The 19340-nt window shown below is 73.7% G+C and carries 23 protein-coding genes and 1 pseudogene; 13 read left to right on the top strand and 11 right to left on the bottom strand.

Annotated elements, in window-relative coordinates:
- Positions 1–193 precede the first annotated feature (193 nt).
- Entirely contained in the window at positions 194–1009 is an 816-nt protein-coding gene (locus ASF82_RS01660; protein ID WP_156369885.1) for a hypothetical protein, read from the top strand.
- 9 nt (positions 1010–1018) lie between these two features.
- Here the strand turns inward: ASF82_RS01660 and ASF82_RS01655 are convergent, their stop codons facing one another.
- The gene (locus tag ASF82_RS01655) at positions 1019–1330 is read right to left on the bottom strand and encodes a putative quinol monooxygenase (RefSeq protein WP_056052556.1); all 312 of its coding nucleotides are present in this window, start codon (positions 1328–1330) and stop codon (positions 1019–1021) included.
- Between the two features lie 115 nt (positions 1331–1445).
- Positions 1446–1721 (bottom strand): GlsB/YeaQ/YmgE family stress response membrane protein, encoded by a 276-nt coding sequence (locus tag ASF82_RS01650; RefSeq protein ID WP_056052552.1) that lies wholly within the window; start codon positions 1719–1721, stop codon positions 1446–1448.
- Positions 1722–2007: 286 nt separating this feature from the next.
- On the opposite strand from ASF82_RS01650, the gene ASF82_RS01645 reads away from it, so the two are divergent.
- Entirely contained in the window at positions 2008–3453 is a 1446-nt protein-coding gene (locus ASF82_RS01645; RefSeq protein WP_082514213.1) for a nucleobase:cation symporter-2 family protein, read from the top strand.
- A 74-nt stretch (positions 3454–3527) separates the two neighbouring features.
- Here the strand turns inward: ASF82_RS01645 and ASF82_RS01640 are convergent, their stop codons facing one another.
- Together ASF82_RS01640 and nadE are read right to left on the bottom strand one after the other, a co-directional pair.
- Positions 3528–4376: an alpha/beta fold hydrolase gene (locus ASF82_RS01640; RefSeq protein WP_056052548.1), complete on the bottom strand. Its 849-nt coding sequence runs from the start codon at positions 4374–4376 to the stop codon at positions 3528–3530.
- 151 nt (positions 4377–4527) lie between these two features.
- Positions 4528–5355 (bottom strand): ammonia-dependent NAD(+) synthetase, encoded by an 828-nt coding sequence (nadE, locus tag ASF82_RS01635; protein ID WP_056052545.1) that lies wholly within the window; start codon positions 5353–5355, stop codon positions 4528–4530.
- Positions 5356–5598: 243 nt separating this feature from the next.
- Between nadE and ASF82_RS01630 the strand changes: the two genes are divergently transcribed.
- From ASF82_RS01630 to ASF82_RS15440, 3 genes are all read left to right on the top strand, one after another.
- Positions 5599–6552, top strand: a complete 954-nt coding sequence (locus ASF82_RS01630; protein ID WP_056052542.1) for a helix-turn-helix domain-containing protein — start codon at positions 5599–5601, stop codon at positions 6550–6552.
- A gap of 57 nt (positions 6553–6609) precedes the next feature.
- Positions 6610–7041, top strand: a complete 432-nt coding sequence (locus tag ASF82_RS01625; RefSeq protein WP_056052539.1) for a hypothetical protein — start codon at positions 6610–6612, stop codon at positions 7039–7041.
- 173 nt (positions 7042–7214) lie between these two features.
- Positions 7215–7373 carry a hypothetical protein gene (locus tag ASF82_RS15440; RefSeq protein ID WP_156369884.1) on the top strand — a complete coding sequence of 53 codons (159 nt, stop codon included), beginning with the start codon at positions 7215–7217 and terminating at the stop codon, positions 7371–7373.
- Positions 7374–7501: 128 nt separating this feature from the next.
- Here ASF82_RS15440 and ASF82_RS01620 read toward each other — a convergent pair whose 3' ends face one another.
- Positions 7502–7780: a DUF4190 domain-containing protein gene (locus ASF82_RS01620; protein ID WP_056052536.1), complete on the bottom strand. Its 279-nt coding sequence runs from the start codon at positions 7778–7780 to the stop codon at positions 7502–7504.
- Between the two features lie 238 nt (positions 7781–8018).
- On the opposite strand from ASF82_RS01620, the gene ASF82_RS01615 reads away from it, so the two are divergent.
- Together ASF82_RS01615 and ASF82_RS01610 are read left to right on the top strand one after the other, a co-directional pair.
- A complete protein-coding gene (locus tag ASF82_RS01615; protein ID WP_056052533.1) occupies positions 8019–8621 on the top strand; it encodes a TetR/AcrR family transcriptional regulator in 603 nt (200 codons plus the stop codon).
- Positions 8622–8749: 128 nt separating this feature from the next.
- Complete coding sequence (locus tag ASF82_RS01610) at positions 8750–9415, top strand: TetR/AcrR family transcriptional regulator (RefSeq protein WP_056052528.1); 666 nt, start codon at positions 8750–8752, stop codon at positions 9413–9415.
- 200 nt (positions 9416–9615) lie between these two features.
- On the opposite strand, the gene ASF82_RS15435 is transcribed toward ASF82_RS01610, so the two are convergent.
- Both ASF82_RS15435 and ASF82_RS01600 read right to left on the bottom strand, forming a co-directional pair.
- The gene (locus ASF82_RS15435; RefSeq protein WP_156369883.1) at positions 9616–9765 is read right to left on the bottom strand and encodes a hypothetical protein; all 150 of its coding nucleotides are present in this window, start codon (positions 9763–9765) and stop codon (positions 9616–9618) included.
- Between the two features lie 283 nt (positions 9766–10048).
- Positions 10049–10912: a helix-turn-helix domain-containing protein gene (locus ASF82_RS01600; RefSeq protein ID WP_056052523.1), complete on the bottom strand. Its 864-nt coding sequence runs from the start codon at positions 10910–10912 to the stop codon at positions 10049–10051.
- A 102-nt stretch (positions 10913–11014) separates the two neighbouring features.
- Here ASF82_RS01600 and ASF82_RS01595 point away from each other — a divergent pair, with 102 nt between their 5' ends.
- Positions 11015–11776, top strand: a complete 762-nt coding sequence (locus ASF82_RS01595; protein ID WP_082514205.1) for an SDR family NAD(P)-dependent oxidoreductase — start codon at positions 11015–11017, stop codon at positions 11774–11776.
- 41 nt (positions 11777–11817) lie between these two features.
- Here ASF82_RS01595 and ASF82_RS01590 read toward each other — a convergent pair whose 3' ends face one another.
- The 4 genes from ASF82_RS01590 to ASF82_RS01575 are packed head-to-tail and all read right to left on the bottom strand — an operon-like array spanning position 11818 to position 15008.
- On the bottom strand, positions 11818–12894 hold the full coding sequence (locus ASF82_RS01590) for a HAMP domain-containing sensor histidine kinase (RefSeq protein ID WP_056052520.1): 1077 nt from the start codon (positions 12892–12894) through the stop codon (positions 11818–11820).
- Positions 12891–13562, bottom strand: a complete 672-nt coding sequence (locus tag ASF82_RS01585; RefSeq protein ID WP_056052517.1) for a response regulator transcription factor — start codon at positions 13560–13562, stop codon at positions 12891–12893. Before ASF82_RS01585 ends, ASF82_RS01590 begins: the two co-directional genes overlap by 4 nt.
- A complete protein-coding gene (locus ASF82_RS01580) occupies positions 13549–14205 on the bottom strand; it encodes a DedA family protein (protein ID WP_235491134.1) in 657 nt (218 codons plus the stop codon). Before ASF82_RS01580 ends, ASF82_RS01585 begins: the two co-directional genes overlap by 14 nt.
- The gene (locus ASF82_RS01575) at positions 14202–15008 is read right to left on the bottom strand and encodes a phosphatase PAP2 family protein (protein WP_056052514.1); all 807 of its coding nucleotides are present in this window, start codon (positions 15006–15008) and stop codon (positions 14202–14204) included. The genes ASF82_RS01580 and ASF82_RS01575 overlap by 4 nt, the downstream gene beginning before the upstream one ends.
- A gap of 129 nt (positions 15009–15137) precedes the next feature.
- Here ASF82_RS01575 and ASF82_RS01570 point away from each other — a divergent pair, with 129 nt between their 5' ends.
- The 5 genes and pseudogenes from ASF82_RS01570 to ASF82_RS16335 all read left to right on the top strand — a co-directional run.
- Positions 15138–15935: a hypothetical protein gene (locus tag ASF82_RS01570; protein WP_056052511.1), complete on the top strand. Its 798-nt coding sequence runs from the start codon at positions 15138–15140 to the stop codon at positions 15933–15935.
- 38 nt (positions 15936–15973) lie between these two features.
- The gene (locus tag ASF82_RS01565; protein WP_056052508.1) at positions 15974–16471 is read left to right on the top strand and encodes a DUF2231 domain-containing protein; all 498 of its coding nucleotides are present in this window, start codon (positions 15974–15976) and stop codon (positions 16469–16471) included.
- A 62-nt stretch (positions 16472–16533) separates the two neighbouring features.
- Positions 16534–16938 carry a tautomerase family protein gene (locus tag ASF82_RS01560; RefSeq protein ID WP_056052505.1) on the top strand — a complete coding sequence of 135 codons (405 nt, stop codon included), beginning with the start codon at positions 16534–16536 and terminating at the stop codon, positions 16936–16938.
- A 160-nt stretch (positions 16939–17098) separates the two neighbouring features.
- Positions 17099–18088: a phosphotransferase enzyme family protein gene (locus ASF82_RS01555; protein ID WP_056052500.1), complete on the top strand. Its 990-nt coding sequence runs from the start codon at positions 17099–17101 to the stop codon at positions 18086–18088.
- A pseudogene (locus tag ASF82_RS16335) lies at positions 18085–19340 on the top strand (sugar ABC transporter substrate-binding protein); the annotation flags it as partial. The gene ASF82_RS01555 and the pseudogene ASF82_RS16335, both read left to right, overlap by 4 nt.

Below are 19340 nucleotides of genomic sequence, written 5' to 3'. Positions count from 1 at the left end.
CTCCCCCCGTGGTGCGGCCGCCGAGGCGGTCAGGGCCGGGAAGGGCCAGGGCATGTGGGAGGGAGGGTCGTCCATGAGCGAGAACGGTAGGGGCCCGCGCCGACAGACCCCTGGGAACGTGCAGGCGCTGCACGGGCCGACCGGCGCCGGGGAGGCCGTACTGTGGAGCCGATCGAGATTGGACCACCACCCCGTGACTGACATGAGCCTCCGGCTTCCGACGACGCGGTTCCGCGCCGTCTTCGCGCTCGGCACCCGGCGCGCGGCCAGCTTGCCCCTGCCGACGACCCTCGGCGCCCCGAACCTCTTCGCGGAGTGGGACGACGAGACGGAGCAGAGCACGCTCTACGTCGGCTTCGGCACGGGGCAGATCCACCTCGACACCGCGCCCACGGGCATCGAGCACCACTTCCACGACCTCAGCGGCGACGACACCGACGTCAGCCCCTGGAACGGCGACGACACACGACAGCTGCTCCACTGGTCGTCGGCGCTCCTCTCCGACTTCCACCAGCTCGTGCCCGACCTGCTCGACGACGTCGACGACGCGGCCGCCTGGCACGACGCCGGCCTCACCCTCTGGGTCTGCGAGGTCGAGGAGCCCACGCAGCTCGACCTGATCGAGGTCGACATCGAGGGCGAGCTGCTGACCCTGCCGTGGCTCGGCGCCGGCCACGTCGAGCACGACCACGTCGAGGAGTCGGCGCACGGCGCCCTCGACCACGGCGTCGACGACGACCGCGAGCACCCGATCGCCCTGCTCTGGACGGCCGCGGCCGACGGCACGCCCGACTCCCCCATCGCCGAGGCCTGGCTGCGGCCCGGCACCGAGCAGCCCGTCACCCGGGCCGTGCCCGGCGTCGACTGGGCGGCGGTGGGCATGCCCGCCGACGAGGTGCTGTCGTGGCTCGAGGGCATCTACCTCAACCACCACGTGCTGCCCGACCCCGCCGGCACGATCCTCACCGGGGTGCTCGAGCGCCTCGGCGGGATCGACGGCACCGACTAGGGCGGCCCCTCAGACCAGGTCGCCGTCCGGCGAGAGCGACGGCTCCTCCGGCCCGGTGAGCGCGTAGTCGTGCACGTGCGACTCGCGCACCTCGGCCTCGTCCTCCTCCGACGTGCCCTCTCCCCGGAAGTCGTCGAGCGCCTGCTCCGAGACCCAGCGCTGGGCGACGTTGACGCGGCCCGGGTCGACGACGTCGGGCGAGAGGGCGTAGTCGAGGTTGCCGGGCGCGACGCGCGCGGCCTCGATCTCGGGGGCACGGCTGGCGAGGTAGTCGTCGCGCAGCTCCGGGTCGACGAGCAGGTGTCCGGTGACGATGATCATGCGGCCACCCAACACCCCCGCCCCGGTGCGGCCGCGGCGCCGGGGTACGACGAAGGGCCCCGGCGAGTGCCGGGGCCCTTCGGTGCGCGACGGGCCGTGCCCGTGCTGCTGCTGCCTAGCGGCGGCTGCGACGACCGGTGACCTGGATGTAGATCACGAGGACGATGATGGCGCCGATGATCGAGCCGATGATGCCGGAGGGCTGGAAGAAGCCGTCCGCGTTGTCGCTGCCGAAGAGCAGGTAGGCGAGGAAGCCACCGACGAACGAACCGATGACGCCCAGCAGGATGGTCATGGGGATCGAGATGTTCTGCTTGCCCGGGACGACGAGGCGAGCGACGGCACCGGCGATGAGCCCGATGACGAGAAGGCTGATGATGAGGCCGATCATGGTGTTCTCCTTGATGTTGTCATGTCTGCGACATGCGAGAGCGGCCGGGTCAGCCGCTCCGACCACTGAACCACGCCTGAGCGTTCCCTGTTACGTCTCGCCGAGAACTGGTGCTGGAGCACGACGTGGGCTATGTGATCTGGGCGCGTGACGCGATCGTCCTGTAGGGGGCGACCCACGCCTCCCGCGTTACGGTCATGTGAAACATCAGGGCGGAGGCGCGGCGCGGCCCCCGGGGCACGCCAAGCTGTCAGGGGGCCCCGCCGGGGGCCCAGCGAGGAGCAGCATGAGCGACCACCCCCCGACCGCCCCCGCCACCGTCGTGGGCGCGACGACGACGAGCCCGAAGGGGCCGCGGCACCCCGTCGACGAGGTGCCGCCGCTCCGCCGCCTGCTGCCGCTCGGCCTGCAGCACGTGCTGGCGATGTACGCGGGCGCCGTCGCGGTGCCGCTCGTGATCGGCACCGCCCTGATCGAGGCCGGGCGGCTCGACCCCGGCGCCCTGCCGCACCTGATCACCGCCGACCTCTTCGTCGCCGGGATCGGCGCGGTGCTCCAGTCGGTCGGGGTCTGGCGGGTCGGCGCCCGCCTGCCGCTGATGCAGGGCTGCACCTTCGCCTCGGTCGGACCGATGATCACCATCGGCACCGAGCACGGCGTCGGCGCCATCTACGGCTCGGTCATCATGTGCGGGCTGATGATGTTCGCCATCGCCCCCGTCTTCTCGCAGCTCGTGCGGTTCTTCCCGCCGCTCGTGACCGGCACGGTCATCCTCGTCATCGGCCTCTCGCTGATGAGCGTGGCCGGCGGCTGGGTGATCGACGGCGCCACCGACGGGGCACCGCCGGTCAACGTCGCCCTCGCCGCCGGCACCCTCGCGGTCATCGTGCTGATCGAGCGCTTCGCCCCGCCGGCCCTCGGGCGCCTGTCGATCCTGCTCGGGCTCGTCGTGGGCACGCTCGCCGCCGTGCCGCTCGGCCTCGTCGACGTCAGCGGCGTCGGCGAGCAGCCGTGGGTCGGCTTCTCGACGCCGTTCCAGTTCGGGCTGCCCACCTTCCCGGCCGCGGCGGTCATCTCGATGCTCATCGTCGGCCTCGTGATCATGACCGAGACCACCGGCGACATCGTCGCCGTCAGCGAGATCGTCGACCGGCCGCTGACGCCCCGCCGCCTGGCCGACGGGCTCCGCGCCGACGGGCTCACCACCGTGCTCGGCGGGGTGTTCAACACCTTCCCGTACACGGCGTTCGCGCAGAACGTGGGGCTGGTCAGCATCACGGGCGTCAAGTCGCGCTGGGTCGCCACCTGCGCCGGCGTGATGCTGATCGCGTTGGGGCTCGTGCCGAAGCTCGGCGCCGTCGTCGAGGCCGTGCCGCTCGCCGTGCTCGGCGGGGCCGGCGTCGCGCTCTTCGGCATCGTCGCGGCGAGCGGCGTGCGCACCCTCTCGACGGTGCGGTTCACCGACCGGAACGTGCTCGTCGTCGCCCTCGCCGTCGGCGTCGGCCTCCTGCCGACGGTGTCGCCGACGATCTACGAGCGGTTCCCGTCGTGGTTCACGATCGTCTTCGACTCCGGCATCAGCGCCGGGGCGATCGTCGCGATCGCCCTCAACCTGCTGCTCGGCGGCGAGCGGGGCAGCCGCGGCGGCGACAGCGTCGCCGAGGGCCCGTCCGCCCACGACGCCGTCCGCGGCGCGCAGCTCGCGGCCGACCCGGAGCCGCCGACCCGCTGACCGGGCCGGCGCGCACGACGCGGCCCGCGACTCCCCGGTGACGAGGAGGCGCGGGCCGGGTCGTGCAGGAGGGCCTACTTGGCGAGGAACGCCAGCACGTGGCGGTTCCACTCGTCCTTGTGCGAGACGGTGACGCCGTGCGGGCCGCCCTCGATCACGACGAGCTCGCTGCCCGCGATCGCCGCGTGGGTGCGCGCGCCGCTGACCTCGAACGGCACCGTGTTGTCGGAGTCGCCGTGGATGACGAGCGTCGGCACGGTGATCTTCGTGAGGTCGTCGCGGAAGTCGGTGGTCGCGAACGCCACGGTGCAGTCGAGCGTGCCCTTGGGCGACGCCATCTCGGCGATGGCCACGTTGTAGGCGATCTGGGCGTCGCTGACCTTCGGGCCGTTGAGCAGCGAGGGCTTGCCGGCGGTGAAGAACATGCGGACGAACTCCTCCAGGAAGGCGGGGCGGTCGCCCACGATGCCGTCGTGGAACCACGCGGCGAGGTCGTCGTCGACGCCGCCCTCGGGGTTGTCGTCGCTCTTGTACAGGTACGGCGGCACGGCGCTGGCGAAGACGAGCTTCGCGATGCGGCCCTGGCCGTAGGTGCTCACGTAGCGGGCCAGCTCGCCGCCGCCCATCGAGAAGCCGATCAGCGTCACGTCGTGCAGGTCGAGGGCGTCGAGCACGGCCTCGAGGTCGGCCGCGAAGGTGTCGTAGTCGTAGCCGTCCCACGGCTGCGACGACTGGCCGAAGCCCCGGCGGTCGTACGTGATGACCCGGTGGCCGGCCTCGACGAGCGCGGGCACCTGGCCCTCCCACGAACGGCCGCTGAGGGGCCAGCCGTGGATCAGGACGACGGGCGCGCCGCTGCCGGCGTCTTCGTAGTGGAGCTCGACCTCGGGGCCGGTGGCGGAGGGGACGGTGATGGTGGGCATGGCTGCCTTCCTTCGTGTCGTGTCGGATGTGACCCCGACACTGGCCCCGCGCCCTGGGAGCGACCGGAGGGTGTCCGGGGAGCGCACCGACCGGCGCGTTCCCCGGACCGCCCCGCGGGGCGGGGAGCCGGTGAGGGGAGCCGGCGCGGGCTCAGGCCCGGCGCCACCAGGTGTCGTGCGGGGTGGCCGGCACGCGGCGCTTGTGCTCGGTGGCGAGGTAGCGCTGCTCGATCAGCTCGGCCGTCGCGTCGTCGACGTCTCGCCCCTCGAGGTACGCGTCGATGTCGGCGTAGGTGAGGCCGAGGTTCGCCTCGTCGGTCTGGCCGGGCGTCTCGTCGAGCAGGTCGGCCGTCGGCGCCTTCTCGTAGAGGCGGGCCGGCGCGCCGAGGTGCCGGAGGAGGGCGGCGCCCTGGCCCTTGCTGAGCCCGGTGAGCGGCGTGAGGTCGACCCCGCCGTCGCCGTACTTCGTGAAGAAGCCGGTGAGCGCCTCGGCCGCGTGGTCGGTGCCGACGACGAGCAGACCGCGCTCGCCCGCGATCGCGTACTGGGCCACCATGCGGGTGCGGGCCTTGACGTTGCCCTTCGCGAAGTCGCTGACGGGCGCCCCGAGGGCGGCGGCGACGTCGCCGGCGGTGCCGTCGACCCCGCCCTGGATGTTCACGACCAGGCCCTCGGCGCCGTCGATGAAGCCGAGCGCGAGCTGCGCGTCGTCTTCGTCGGCCTGCACCTTGTAGGGCATGCGGACCGTGACGAGCTCGGCCTCGCCGCCGTCGCGGCGCACGCCCTCGACGGCGAGCTGGCAGAGACGACCGGCGAGCGTGCTGTCCTGACCGCCGCTGACCGCGAGCACGAAGCCCGCGGCGCCGGTGGTCTCCAGGTAGTCACGGAGGAAGGCCACGCGCGTCTCGACCTCGGTGGCGGGGTCGATCTGCGGGGCGACGGCGAGCTCGGCGATGATGGTCTGCTGCAGCGGTCTCATGCGTCGAGAGTAGCCACGACGCCCGACAGCTGCGCGGGGCCCTACTTCGAGGAGCCCATGGCCACGAACGACGCGACCACGAGGCCGAGGCCCGCGACCGTGACGGCGCTGATGAGCACGGTGAAGAAGGTGGCGATCTGGGCGTTGTCCATGGGTCGGCTCCTGCCGGTCGGGGTCGGTCGGACCGATCGTGGCAGACGCGGATGGGAGGACGGCCCGGGCCGTGCCAGGATCGGGGTCGGGATGGATGACGCAGACGGCTCGATGACGAGGTCGGCCACGGACGGCCGCGACCTCGACGAGGCGCGCCTGCTCTACGAGACGGCCTACCCGGGCGACGGCTTCCGGCTCGAGCACGGCGACGGCCCGTTCTCGTACCGCTACACCTCGACGGGCGACGCGGTCGTCACGCTCCGCACGTCGGAGTTCCGCGGCACCGCCCACGGCGTCGCGGAGGAGACGCGCGAGTACATCGTCTCGTGGCTGCACGAGGGCCACGGCGTGACCGACGTGGGGCGCGACGAGACGGTCCAGACGCTGTACGTGCCGCACGTCGCGCCCACCCGGGCGTACGAGTTCGACTACGCCGACTACCGGCAGAACCTCGTCCACCTCGACGGCGGCTACCTCGAGGGCCTGGCCGCCGAGCACGAGGGCGTCGAGCCCGGGCGCCTGCTCTTCCACCACGCCGCCGAGCCGGGCCGGGACGCCCTCGCCCGGTGGCGCCGCGTGCTGGCGGCCACGACGCCCCTGCTGCTCGACGCGGCGACCCCGCTGCTGACCCGGTCGGAGGCCGACCGGCACCTCGCCCTGGCCGTGCTCGACACCTTCCCCCACGAGGCGGGGGCGTCGTCGCCCCTCGCCCTGGTGGCCTCCGGCTCGCGCCTCCGCCGCGCCGTCGAGTACCTCCGCGACCACGCGCACGAGCCGATCGCCGTGGCGGACGCCGCGGCCGCGGTCGGCCTCAGCAGCCGCGGGCTGCAGGCGGCGTTCGCCCGCCACCTCGACACCACGCCGACGCTCTACCTCCGCACCGTCCGCCTCGACCGGGCCCGGGCCGAGCTCGCCGAGCTCGACCCCCGGCGGGCGACCGTGGCCGACGTGGCCCGCCGGTGGGGCTTCGGCCACCTGGGCCGGTTCTCGGGCACGTACCGCGAGCGCTTCGGCGAGTACCCGAGCGCGACGCTGCAGCGCTGACGCACGGAGACGTGCGTCGTGTGCACGTTCCGGCGCGATCAGTGGCAGCGTAGGGGGGTGAACGACACCGACCCGACCCCCCGCACCCCCGCCTCCTCGCCCGACTCCGCCCCCACGGTCGGCCAGCCCCCGCTGCCCGGCGGGCGCGACCTGATGGGCCCGGTCGAGAACCTGCAGCGGATCATGTGGACAGGCACGCTGTGGTTCGTCGGCGGCGTGGTGGCCGTGGCCGTGGCGTTCGCGGCGGTGCTGCTCTCGGGCTGGCGGCCGGAGCTCCTGTCGACGCCCGGCGAGGTGCTGTTCTGGGTCGGCGCCGGCGCCGTGGCGCTGAGCCTCGGCCTGATCGGCTGGTCGGGCTGCCCCATCCTCGAGGTGAGCGTGCCGGTCTCCGACCGCAACAAGACGAAGACGATGCAGTTCGGCACCGCGATCTTCCTCGTCGGCTCGGCCGCGACGATGCTCGCGGTGCTGCTCGGCCCGGCCTCCTGACCGTCACGGTCCGCTGGTCGCGGGCCCTGTCCGCTGAGCGCGACCTCTAGCTGGTGTAGCTAGGCGATCTAGCTATCCGTGTGTGAGTATGCATGCGCATCGATTCACGGCGATGCGGCCCCGCGGGGCCCGGTACGGACGACGGCGCAGGGCCGTCAGGAACGAGAACCGCCATGAGCATCCTCCGACAGTCTCCGTTCGCCGAGGCCTCGCCCTTCTCGGAGGTGCGGGAGGCCGAGCGTCGCACGACGCTCCTGGTCGTCGCGACGTCGGCGGTGTCGGCCTGCGGCATGCTCGTGGCCGGCATGCTCGTCGCCCTCGGGGCCTCCTGAGCGTCCCGGCCTCCTGAGCGTCCGGGCGCGGCGCGGCGCGGCTGACGAGCCCCGGGAACGCGAGGAGGCGCGGTGATCGCTCACCGCGCCTCCTGCCGTCCGGCCCGTGGCCAGGTGGTGTGCTCGACCTAGTAGGTCGACACGCCCGAGTTCGCCGCGGCGATGCCGAGCACGACGCTCGTGATGATGCCGATGACGATCAGCGCGAGGCCGATGATGATGGCGGCCAGCGCGAGGCCGCTGCCCTTCTCGCCGGTGCGCTTGATCTGCGAGCGCGCGACGAAGCCGAGGATCACGCCGACGAGGGGCACGAAGAAGGCGAGGATGATGCCGACGATCGCGAGGACGTTGGTCTTGTCGGTCTTGACGGGGGCACCAGCGGCGCCGTAGGGCTGGGGGGTGGTCATGGTTCTCTCCTGAGGAGTCGATGGAACGGAGCAGGGCAGCTGCTCGTCCGGTCGTGGATCCCCCCGGAACCGAGCGACCTCACCGTAGCAGCGGGCACGAGGCGGGGCGCGCTCTCTCCACAGGGCACGCCGGAGCCCCCGACGGCGCGGCTCCCTCCGCCCCCGAAGGGGGCGTGGCAGGCGGCGGCCGACACCGACAAGCTGAGGCCGAGGACCCCACCACCCCTCGAGGAGAACCGTGACGATCGAGACGACCGCCCCTGATCCGAGCGCCTTCGACCTCGCCGTCGCCGACCGCAAGGACGTCGTCGTCGCGACCGTCGAGACGCTCGAGCGCCTCGGGTACGCCGGGACGAGCTTCGAGGACGTCGCCCAGACCGCCCAGACGAGCGTCGCCGCCGTCCGTCGCCACTTCCCGTCGTGGCTCGGCCTCGTGCTCGCGGCCCTCGACCGCTGGAACCAGGACCGGTTCGAGCAGGTCGCCCGCGAGACCGCCGGCGGCGCCACGCTCGGCTTCATGCGCGGGCTGGTCGCCTACAGCGCCCAGCACCCCGCGCTCTCCCGCACGCTGCTGTCGCTCGCGGTCGAGGGCACCGACCCCGGACACCTCGCGTCGCTCTACCTCCGCGACCGGTACTGCGACTTCCACACCATGGTGCAGCAGGGGCTCGCCTTCGACGTGACCGAGGGCGTCGTGCCCGCCGGTGTCGACGTCAAGGCGCTCGCGACGACCCTCATCGCGCTGTTCGAGGGCCTCCAGCTGCAGATGCTGCTGCGCCCCGGCTTCGAGCCGACGACGGCCTTCGACCACGCCCTCGCGGAGATCACCTGCTCGTGGTGACCGCGCGGCGCGGCTGAGGCGACCGCCCTCGGCCCGCGCTGCAGCCGACCGACGCACCTCGCGCCTCCCCGGGCCTTCCCCAGAACGGGGACTCGTCAGGGCCGCGCAGCTCTGGTGACATTGCTGTCGTGAACGACCAGAACGCCTCCCCCGACGACTTCTACGCCGAGTCGGCCCACGTCGAGCTGCGCCGCAGCGTCGTGGCCGCCGCCATCGAGACCTTCCGGCACCGGGCCTTCCACGAGACCACGCTGGAGGCGGTGGCCGAGACCGCAGGGCTGCCCCTGGAGGCGGTGACCGCGCACTTCCCCGACTGGAACGGCCTGCTGCTCGCGGCCGTCGACCGCTGGACGGCCGAGCGCACCTCTCCCCTCCTGCCGGTCATGGCGTCGCACGGCACCGTGCTCTTCCTGCGCCGGATCGTGCAGTCGAACATCGAGGACCCGTCGCTGATGCGGTTGCTGAGCTCCCTCGTCAACGTGGCCGCGACTCCCGGGCACCCGCTCTCCGAGCTGCTGCAGGGCGACTGGAGCCGGTTCCACCGGATGGTCGCCGAGGGCCTGCGCCGGGACGTCGAGCTCGGGCGCGAGCCCGCGACCATGGCGCCGGCCCGCGGCGCGGAACAGTTGCTCGCCCTCTACGAGGGTCTGCAGCTGCAGTCGATGGTGCGGCCGCGCATGGATCTCCTCGACGCGTACGACCGCGCCGTCACGCGGCTCCGCGACGGGTGGGGGCGCCCCTACGCGGCGCCCACCTGGGACCTCGACGACCTGGCGCTGGTCGGCGCGGCCTGACCCGGCCGCCCCCGGACGTGCGGAGAGCCTCCCGGGGGAGGCTCTGCACGTAGCCCTCATCGGCCCCCCACGACGTGGGCGGCTGGTACGGGCCGGGGCGACGCGGGTGCGTCAGGCGGCGTCGCTCGTGAAGAGCTCCGCCAGGTCGAGGGGCTCGGTCATCGGGAGGTCGAGGTGGTCGACCATCGCGACGGAGGCGGTCACGCGCCGGCGCCGAGGACGACGAGCATGCCGGCGATCGCGGTGCCGCAGGTCGCCAGCGCCGACGTGGCGATGACGAGGAGCGTGATCTGACGATCCGCGTCGCGGATCTCGGAGAAGGGGCTCCTGCTGCCGTGGATGAGGCTCATGGTGCTGCTCGTCTCTGGCAGCCCTGCGCTGCCGTCGGTGACCGTGGTGACCGGGTGGTCGGCCCTGTCGCCAGGGCCGCGTACCGCCGTGAACCGGTACGGGACGATCATGACACCCAACAGCTAGACGGTCTAGCTAGTTGCGTGAATCGGACAGTCGCCCGCGTTTCCCGTTCGGGGGACAGGGCCACGGGCGGTCGTCGACCGGTCGGCTGCGGGGCGGCGACGAGCTATGCGCGCCGGGGTACAGCACCACGGAGCGCGGGACGCGGCCGGGGGCGCCTCAGCGGGCGTCGGCCGTGACGGCGGAGACGCGGAGGAAGTCGAGGGCGGCGGCCGCGGGCGAGCCGGTCGCGGCCGTGTAGGCGACGAGGCGCAGGTCGGTGCCCGCCACGGTGAGCACGTCGCAGTCGAGCTCGACGTCGCCCACGAGCGGGTGGCGGATCACCTTGCGCTCGGAGACGTGCTCACCGACGGCCCCGGTGCGCCAGAGCTCGCGGAAGGTCTCGCTCGCCACGGTCATGTCGTCGATCAGGCGTCGCACGCGCGGGTCGCCCGGGTAGCGGCCGTGCACCCGCCGTAGGTCGGCGACGAGCGAGGCCTCGAACGCCCGGAGGCCGCCGTCGCGCCCGTGCTCGACGCGCTCGCCCGGCGTGATAGCGCCGGTGGCGCCGAACCACGACCGCAGCAGGTTCGGCCGCTCGCCGCCCTCGCCCACGGGCTCGCCGAAGAGGCGGCCCCAGAGAGGGCTGTAGCTGAGCAGGTCCCAGGAGGCGGTGAAGACCGCGAGCGGCGTCTCGCCGAGCCGCGCGATCAGCCGCTGCACCCCCGGCGGCACGTGCTCGGGCACGGTGGCGGGCGAGGGCGGCACGAGGCCCGCGAGCACGAACAGGTGGTCGCGCTCGGCGTCGCTCAGCTGGAGGGCCCGCGCCAGCGCCGCGGCGACCTGTGCCGACGGGTGCTGCGCCCGGCCCTGCTCGAGCCGCACGACGTAGTCGACGCTGAGGCCCGCGAGCGCGGCGAGCTCCTCCCGCCGCAGGCCCGCGGCCCGGCGCTGGTCGCCGGCGGGCAGGCCGACGTCGACGGGCGAGAGGCGGTCGCGCCACGCGCGCAGCAGGGCGCCGAGGTCGCCGGCAGGGGTGTCCACCTCGTCAGTCTCGCAGCGCCGAGGGCCGGCGGGGTGGTACTGCGAGTCCTCCCGACGGGGCGGGCCTGGATGGGCACCGGGGTCAGGGCGGAGACTCGGGTCATGACGACCGACACGCCCGCCACGGGCACCGCCCCCTCCCCCGACACCACCTCCGCCGACACCGCCGCGACCACGACCACCCTCGTCACCGGGGGCAACAAGGGGCTGGGGCGCGAGACCGCCCGGCGCCTCCTCGAGGCCGGCCACACGGTCTGGATCGGGGCCCGCGACGAGGCCAGGGGCCGCGCGACCGCCGACGAGCTCGGCGCCCGCTTCGTGCAGCTCGACGTCACCGACGACGCCTCGGTCGCCGCGGCCGCCGAGACGATCGGCGCGGCCGGCGGCCTCGACGTCCTCGTGAACAACGCGGGCATCACCGGGTCGCACTCCTCGCCCGACCAGCTCACCGGGGCCGACGCCCTCGAGGTGCTCGACACCAACGTCGCGAGCATCGTGCGCACGACGACGGCCTTCCTGCCGCTGCTCCGCCGCTCGTCGGCCCCGACCATCGTCAACGTGACGAGCGGCCTCGGGTCGTTCACGGCGGTGCACGACGCCGACCGCATCGAGTCGACCGTCGTCGCGCCGCTCTACACGGCGTCGAAGGCGGCCGTCACGATGCTGACGGTGCAGTACGCCAAGGCCCTGCCCGAGATCCGCGTCAACGCCGCCGACCCCGGCTACACGGCCACCGACCTCAACGGCAACAGCGGCCACCAGACGGTGACCGAGGGCACCGACGCCGTGGTCGAGCTCGCGACCCGCGGCGGTCAGGGGCCGACCGGCACGTTCACCGACCGCTCGGGCGTCGCGCCGTTCTAGGCGGCGCCCTCCCGGGCCGGGCCGCGAGGTCTGTGCCTCGCCTAGTCGGAGGTCGCCGCGACGGGCAGGGCCAGCTCGAGCGTCGTCCCGGTCGCGGCTGTCGCTGCCACCCGGACGCTGCCGCCGTGGCGGAGGGCGATCTCGCGGACGAGCGCGAGGCCGATGCCGAAGCTCGGGCGGCGGCCCGGGCCGGCGGCCGGTGCGACCACCGTGGCCGGAGCAGCCGGTGCGGCCGGGGGCGGGTCGGCCCGGGCGAACCGGTCGAAGACGCGAGCCGGGTCGATGCCCGTGATGCCCGCCCCGCGATCCGTGACCGACAGCACCGCCGCGCCTCCGTCCACGCGCGTGGACACGGTGACCGTCGACCCTGACGGAGCATGGCTCAGCGCGTTGTCGACCAGGGCCAGCACGGCCCGCCGCAGGCTCGCGGGCGGCACGGGGACGCGAGCGGCGGCCGCCCCGTCGTGCTGCAGGGCGACGCCGCGCTCCTCCGCCAGCACGGACATCGAACGGAGCACGTCCTCGACGACGTCGTCGACGACCACGGGCTCGGCGAGCGCCGCCTCGGACGGGTCGCGCCCCGCCGCCTCGAGCAGGTCGCCGACGATGTCGACGAGGGCCCGGGAGTCGTCGCGCAGCCTCGCGAGGTCGGTCGTGACCCGCTCGTCGGCCGTCGCCGCGCCTCCGGCGATCGCCCGCTGGAGCGCCTGCAGCCGGGCGTCGAGCACGGCGAGGGGCGTTCGCAGCTCGTGGCTCGCGTCGGCGACGAACTGCCGCTGGAGGCGGAGCGCCTCGCCGAGCGGCCGGACGGCACGCCTGGCGATCACCACCGTCACCAGGCCCGCGAAGACCACCCCGCCGAGGCCGAGCACCACCAGGCCCGCCACGACGTCGGTGGCGGAGACGAATATCTCGCCCCGGCCCGCGGCCACGGCCTGCTCGAGCCGCTCCCGGGGCACGGTCTGGTGCAGCACCCACGCGATCGTGAGCGCGAGGGCCCCCACGACGACGAACGCGGAGACGAGCACGATCTGCCGACCGATCGACCGGGCGGCGGCCTGCAGGGCCTCGGACTCCGCGTCGGTGGCGGTGCCGCCCCCACGGCGTCGCGCGCTCACAGCGCCCCCACCCGGTAGCCGCTCCCCCGCACGGTGAGCACGACGTCGCGGTCGATCTTGCGCCGCAGGTAGCTGACGTACGTGTCGACGGTGCCGAGCTGCTCCCCGTGCGGGAACACCCGGGCGAGCAGGTCCGCCCGGTCGAAGGTGTGGTCGGGCCGACGGGCCAGCTCGGCGAGCAGGGCGCACTCGCGCTCGCTCAGCACGACCCGGCTCGCCCAGGGCGTGACGACGATGCGGCTGTCGGGCCAGAGCCGCGCCTCGCCGATGTCGAGCCATCGCTCCTCGACGGCGAAGGAGCGGGTCAGGGCGCGCAGCCGGGCGAGGAGCTCGTCGAACTCGAACGGCTTGACGAGGTAGTCGTCGGCGCCGCCGTCGAGCCCGGCCACACGGTCGGCCGTGGTGCCGAGGGCCGTCAGCATCAGCACCGGCGTCGTCACGTGCTCACGACGGAGCGCCGCGACCAGCGCGGTGCCGTCGAGCCCCGGGAGGCGGCGGTCGACGACCAGCACGGCGTGCCCGCCGGCCCGGGCGGCGTCGAGGCCCCGCAGGCCGTCGGCGACCAGGTCGACCCGCCAGGCCTCGCCGAGCACCTCGGCCACGATGGGGCCGAGCTGCGGGTCGTCCTCGACCAGCAAGAGGCGCGGGCGCGCGTCAGGACCGGTCACCCGCCGCCTCCTCGCCTCTCGTCGTCGCCGTGGCTCGCTCCTCGGCCCGGGCGGCGTGCGAACGCCGGAGGGCCGTGACCACGATCGGCAGCACCGACACGACGACCAGCCCGACGGCGAGCAGGTCGATGTGGTCCGCCACGAACGGTAGGCCACCCAGCAGGGATCCGAGCACCGTCATGCCGACGGCCCACAGGAACGCCCCGGTGAGGTTCCAGACCACGAACCTCCGGTAGGGGTACCCGCTGGTGCCGGCGGCGAGGGGCACGAAGGTGCGGACGACGGGCACGAACCGGCCGAGGACGAGCGCCGCGCCGCCGTGGCGCTCGAAGAACGCCTCGGCCTGCTCGAGGTGCGCCGTCTTCAGCACGCGGGCGTCGGGGCGGAACCAGCGGCGCCCGAAGCGGTGGCCGAGGAAGAACCCGACCTGGTCGCCGGCCGCCGCGGCGAGGAACGCGCACAGCGCGATGATGGCGACGCTCAGGCCGAGGCTCGGGTGCAGCAGGCCCGCGGTGACCAGCAGGGAGTCGCCGGGCAGGAAGGGGAAGAGCAGGCCCGACTCGACGAAGATCATCAGCGACAGGCCGCCGAGGGCCCAGGGGCCCATGCCGGCGAGGAGGGTCTGGGGGTCGAGGATGCTCACGCGCGGGTCCGTCCTGGGTCGGTGGTCGTGGGGGAGTTCGGTGCCGACGGCCCGACGGGCGGGGCGGCGCCGCGGTGGTCGTCGAGGTGGTCGAGAAGGCGCAGCCACGACGGGAGGGCCAGCGCGACGACCGAGCAGCCGAGCGCGACCGACGCGACGGTGTCGCTCGGGTAGTGCACGCCCACCCAGACGCGCGACAGCCCGACGACCGCCACCGCAGCCGATGCCGCGCCGGTCACGATGACGACCAGAGCGCGGCGCTGCCCCGCTGCGAGCAGCACGATCGCCAGCGCGAGCCCGGTCGCGAGGGCCGTGTGCCCGCTGGGGAACGAGAAGGAGTGCGGCTCGACGATCAACGGGTCGGCGAGGAGCCCCGGGTCGGGCCGATCGCGCTGCACGACGAGCTTGACCAGCTCGGCCGCGGCCCACGGACCGACGGCGACGCCCAGGACCGTCAGGGCCGCGGCCGCTCGACGGCTCACGACCCACACCGCGACGGTCAGCAGCAGCACGAGGGCGGCCCCGAGCTGGGGCCCGAACAGCCGGTCGACGAGCAGCGCGGCCTCGTCGAGCACGGGAAGGTGCGCGCGGCTCACGTGCTGGACGAGGTCGAGGTCGACCTCGATCACGCCGCCGGCTCCGGACGTGATCAGCAGCCCGGCGACGACGACGCCGGTGATGCCCGTCGCGCCCCCCACGGCCCATGTTCGGTCGTGGATGACGGCGCGGACGGCCGGGAAGAGAGGAGGCGCGGTGCGGCCGCGGGGGAGCGCCGGCGAGGGCGGGCGGTGCAGGACGGTCATGCACGCAGGCTCCGCGCCACCGTCCCAGGAACCGCCCAGACGCCCTGCCGACCGGCCGCGCGCCTCCTCGACGCGGGCCCTCGGTGGCTTCTGGGGGGTTCCTGGGAAGCGACCCCCGACCGTGGTGGCATGACGACACGCGCTGTCCCGAGCGGGGCCACGGCCCTCGAGCGCCGGGCCCTGCTGAGCAAGGTCCCCGAGATCACCCTCGCGTTCTGGGTGATCAAGGTGCTCTGCACCACCGTCGGCGAGACGTTCGCCGACTTCCTCGCCGACGGCCTCGGGCTCGGGCTCACCGTGACGAGCGTCGTGATGGCGGCCCTGCTCGTCGTGGCGCTCGTGGTGCAGTTCCGGACGCGGGCCTACGTCCCCGTCGTCTACTGGCTCGCGGTCGTGCTGATCAGCGTCGTGGGCACCCTCCTCACCGACACGCTGACCGACTCGCTCGGCGTCAGCCTCTGGGTCTCGACGGCCGTCTTCGCGGTGGCGCTGGCCGTCGTGTTCGCCGTCTGGCACCGCGTCGAGGGCACCCTGTCGATCCACGAGGTGACGACGCCCCGTCGCGAGTCGTTCTCCTGGGCAGCCGTGCTGATGACGTTCGCGCTCGGCACCGCGGTCGGCGACCTCCTCGGCGAACAGCTGGCCCTCGGCTACCTGCCCTCGGCGCTGCTGTTCGCCGCAGCCATCGTCGTCGTCGCCCTGGCGCACCGGTTCGCCGGCGTCGGGTCGGTGCTCGCCTTCTGGGCCGCGTACGTCCTCACCCGCCCGCTCGGCGCCTCCGTCGGGGACTTCCTGTCGCAGCCGGTGGGCGACGGCGGGCTCGGCCTCGGCTCGACGGTCACGAGCGTCGTGTTCCTCCTGGCCATCGCAGCCCTGGTCGTCGTCCTCACGGTACGGCGACCGGCTCAGCCCGCCCTCCGCGTCTGACCCCCGTTCCTCCACCCCCTCGAGAGAGAAGCACGTCCATGGACTGGCAGTTCGACGGCCTCCCCCTGCACCCGCTCATCGTCCACCTCGTCACCGTCGCGTTCCCGACGGCGTCGCTGCTCGTCCTGGTCGGGGCGTTCTGGACGGCGCTGCGGCGGCGGCTGGGCGTCATCACCCCGCTCATCGCCCTGGTCTCGCTGATCGCGGTGCCGCTCGCGACCTCGTCGGGCGAGGCACTGGAGGAGCGGGTCGGCGGCAGCGCCCTGCTCGAGGCCCACACGCAGCTGGGCGACACCCTGCTGCCCTGGGCGATCGCGGTGTTCGTCGTCGCCGTGGCGCAGTGGATCTGGCAGCGCTGGGTGCTGACCCCCGAGGCCCAGCGACAGCGCCCGGCCGTCCGCGGCAGCGCACGACTGGTCGTCGGCGTCGTGCTGATGGTGCTGGCCGTCGGCACGAGCATCGGCGGGATCGTCACGACGGTCCGGATCGGCCACTCGGGCGCGGAGGCCGTGTGGTCGGACTCGAGCGAGGGGTGACCCAGGCCCCCGAGTACAGCTCGACCAGGAGCGCCCGCTCCCGCCCCACGACAGGAGAACACATGCCCCTCATCAGGATCGACCTCGTCGAGGGTCGCTCTGACGACCAGATCGCCGCGATCGGCGACGCCCTCATGCAGACCCTCGTCGACGTCTACGGGCTGCCGGAGCGCGACCGCTTCCAGATCGTCACGGAGCACGCACCCGGCCGCCTGACCGCCCTCGACGTCGGGCTCGGCATCGAGCGCTCAGAGCAGGTCGTCGTCATCCAGATCTTCACGCAGGCCGGGCGCAGCACCGACGAGAAACAGGAGTTCTTCCGCGCGCTGGCCGAGGCCCTGGCCGGGGTGGGAGTCGCGGGCGAGGACCTCGTGATCGGGTTCGTCGAGAACACGCCCGCCGACTGGTCGTTCGGCTTCGGCCGCGCCCAGTACACGACCGGGGAGCTCGCGACGCCCGGGGCGTGACGCTGCCGGCGGGACGCCGAGGCCGGAGGCGGATCGCCGGGCCGCGTCGCCCGGCCGGAGGCGCGATGTCGGTGGCGGGTGACACGCTGGCCCGGTGCAGCCTCCCGCGCGCTCGACGCGCACGCCGCCTCCGCCCCTCGCCGCGTGGGGCCTCGTCGTTGTGGCCGACGTGCCTATCGTCGGCGGTCTCGACCCCGACGCCTCGGTCTGGCAGGTGGAGGACGGCTCAGGCGACCTGTGGTCGGTGAAGGCCACGCGGCGCGACTGCCGTTTCGGCCTCGCGCTGGCCGCCTCCCTCGGGGGCGCACCCGGCGTCGTCGCTCCCCTGCCGACCCTGGCGGGCGAGCTGTGGTCCGAGCACGAGGGCTCGATGGTCTCCGTGTCGCCCTGGGTGCTCGGCGACGACGCCGCGGAGGACGGCCGCGGGCTCGACCTCGGCCAGTGGTCGGAGCTGGGCGCCGTCGTGCGACGGATCCACTCGCAACGGCCCCCGGCCGGCATCGCGCCGCTCCGGAGCGGCGTCAAGCGCGCGGGGCGGCGGGCACGCGTCCGCCTCCGCGAGCTGGACGCCCTCCTGGGCGACGACGGTGCTGCCTCGACGGCCGACCCCGAGCTCACCGACCTCTGGCGGGCGAACCGGGGGCGCCTCCGACAGCTCGAGGCGACGGCCCTGCGCCTCAAGGCCGAGCGCCGACCCGCACCGCGGGTGCCCTGCCACGGTGATCCGCACCTCGGCAACGTCGTCGTCGACGACGGGGGTCGGCCCTGGCTGATCGACCTCGACGAGGCCACCGTCGCGCCCCGCGAGGTCGATCTCGTGCTGGTCGAGCTCGGGGTCCTGCCGGGGCTGCCCGTCGAGCCGGAGCACCGGGCGGCGTTCCGTGCGGGGTACGGCGACGCCGCCCTCGACGAGGGCCGGCTCATCCGATTCGCGTGCGTCCGGGCCCTGGAAGACGTGACGGCGGCCTTCACGACGCGTGAGGGAGCACACTCTGCGCAGCACGACCCGGATGCGGTCGGGGTACACGCCGGTCTCCGTGACCTGCTGGGGCCGCGTGGCCTCGTGTCCCTCGTCGAGGAACGCCTCCCCGCTCCTGCCACGACATCCGCACAGATCCCGACCGAACCGACGCCAGGAGAACCGACATGACGACCCGACGCACGACCGTGGCAGCCGCCGCGACCCTCGCCCTGGCCGCTGGCCTCTCCGGCTGCAGCGGCTTCACCGGAGGCTCCGACGACGACGCCGACGGCGCGCTGACCTTCACGACCTGGGCGAGCGAGTCCGAGCAGGAGTCGTTCGAGGCCCTGGTCACCCAGTTCGAGAGCGAGCACGACGGCGCGACGGTCGACCTCAACGTCGTGCCCTACGACCAGATGTTCTCGAACATCGACGCGCAGCTCTCCACCGGTGACGCCCCCGACGTGTTCCGCGTCGACTACGGCAACCTCGGCGTCTACTCGAGCCAGGGCCAGCTGCTCGACCTCACCGGCCAGGTCGACGACGAAGACTCCTTCCAGCCCGCCATGCTCGAGGCCGTCTCGTACGACGGCGCCGTCTACGGCGTGCCGCACCAGACCGACGTCTCGGCGCTGCTCGTCAACACCGAGCTGCTCGCGGCGGCGGGCGTGACCGACCTGCCGACCACGCAGGCCGACGCGTGGACGTGGGATGAGTTCGGCGAGGTCGCCGCGGCGCTGCGCACGAGCCTCCCGGCCGAGCAGTACCCCTTCGTCGTCAACTGGCAGCAGGGCGGCACGCCCCGCTGGCTCAGCTGGCTCTTCCAGTCGGGCGGCGCGCTGCTCGGCGACGACGGCACGACGAGCGAGATCGACTCGCCCGAGGCGGCCGAGGCGCTCGCCTTCACGACGTCGTTCTTCGACCAGCAGTGGGTGCCGCCGACCAGCAGCGTCAAGTCGACCTCGTACGCCGACACGCTGTTCAGCGAGCAGACGACGGCGATGGCCTTCGTGGGCTCGTTCCTCGTGCCCGAGCTCGCGTCGACCGACTTCGACTGGACGGCCGTGCCCCTGCCCGTCGACGAGCGCGGAGCCACCGACCTCGGCGGCAACGCCCTCGTCGCGACGGCCGACACCGACCAGGGCGAGCTCGCCACGGAGTTCCTGAACTTCATGGCCTCGGCCGACGCGATGACCGAGTTCTGCGCCGCCACCAACGAGCTGCCCACCCGCACCGACGTCGACGCCTCGTCGATCGACTTCGCGGTGCGGCCGGACGTCATGCCGGTCTTCGTCGAGCAGGCGACCACCATCGAGCCCTCCGACGTGAAGCAGCTGACGTCGCCCTACCTGGCCGAGATCACCGTCGCGATGCAGGACCAGCTCGAGGCGGCGTTCACCCAGGGGCAGTCGGTCGACGACACCCTGAGCGCCATCGACGA

The sequence above is a fragment of the Frigoribacterium sp. Leaf164 genome (assembly GCF_001423665.1).
GTDB classification, from domain to species: Bacteria; Actinomycetota; Actinomycetes; order Actinomycetales; family Microbacteriaceae; genus Frigoribacterium; species Frigoribacterium endophyticum.
The sequence above is the reverse complement of the archived record's forward strand: the minus strand, read 5'-3'. Positions and strand labels throughout refer to the sequence as shown.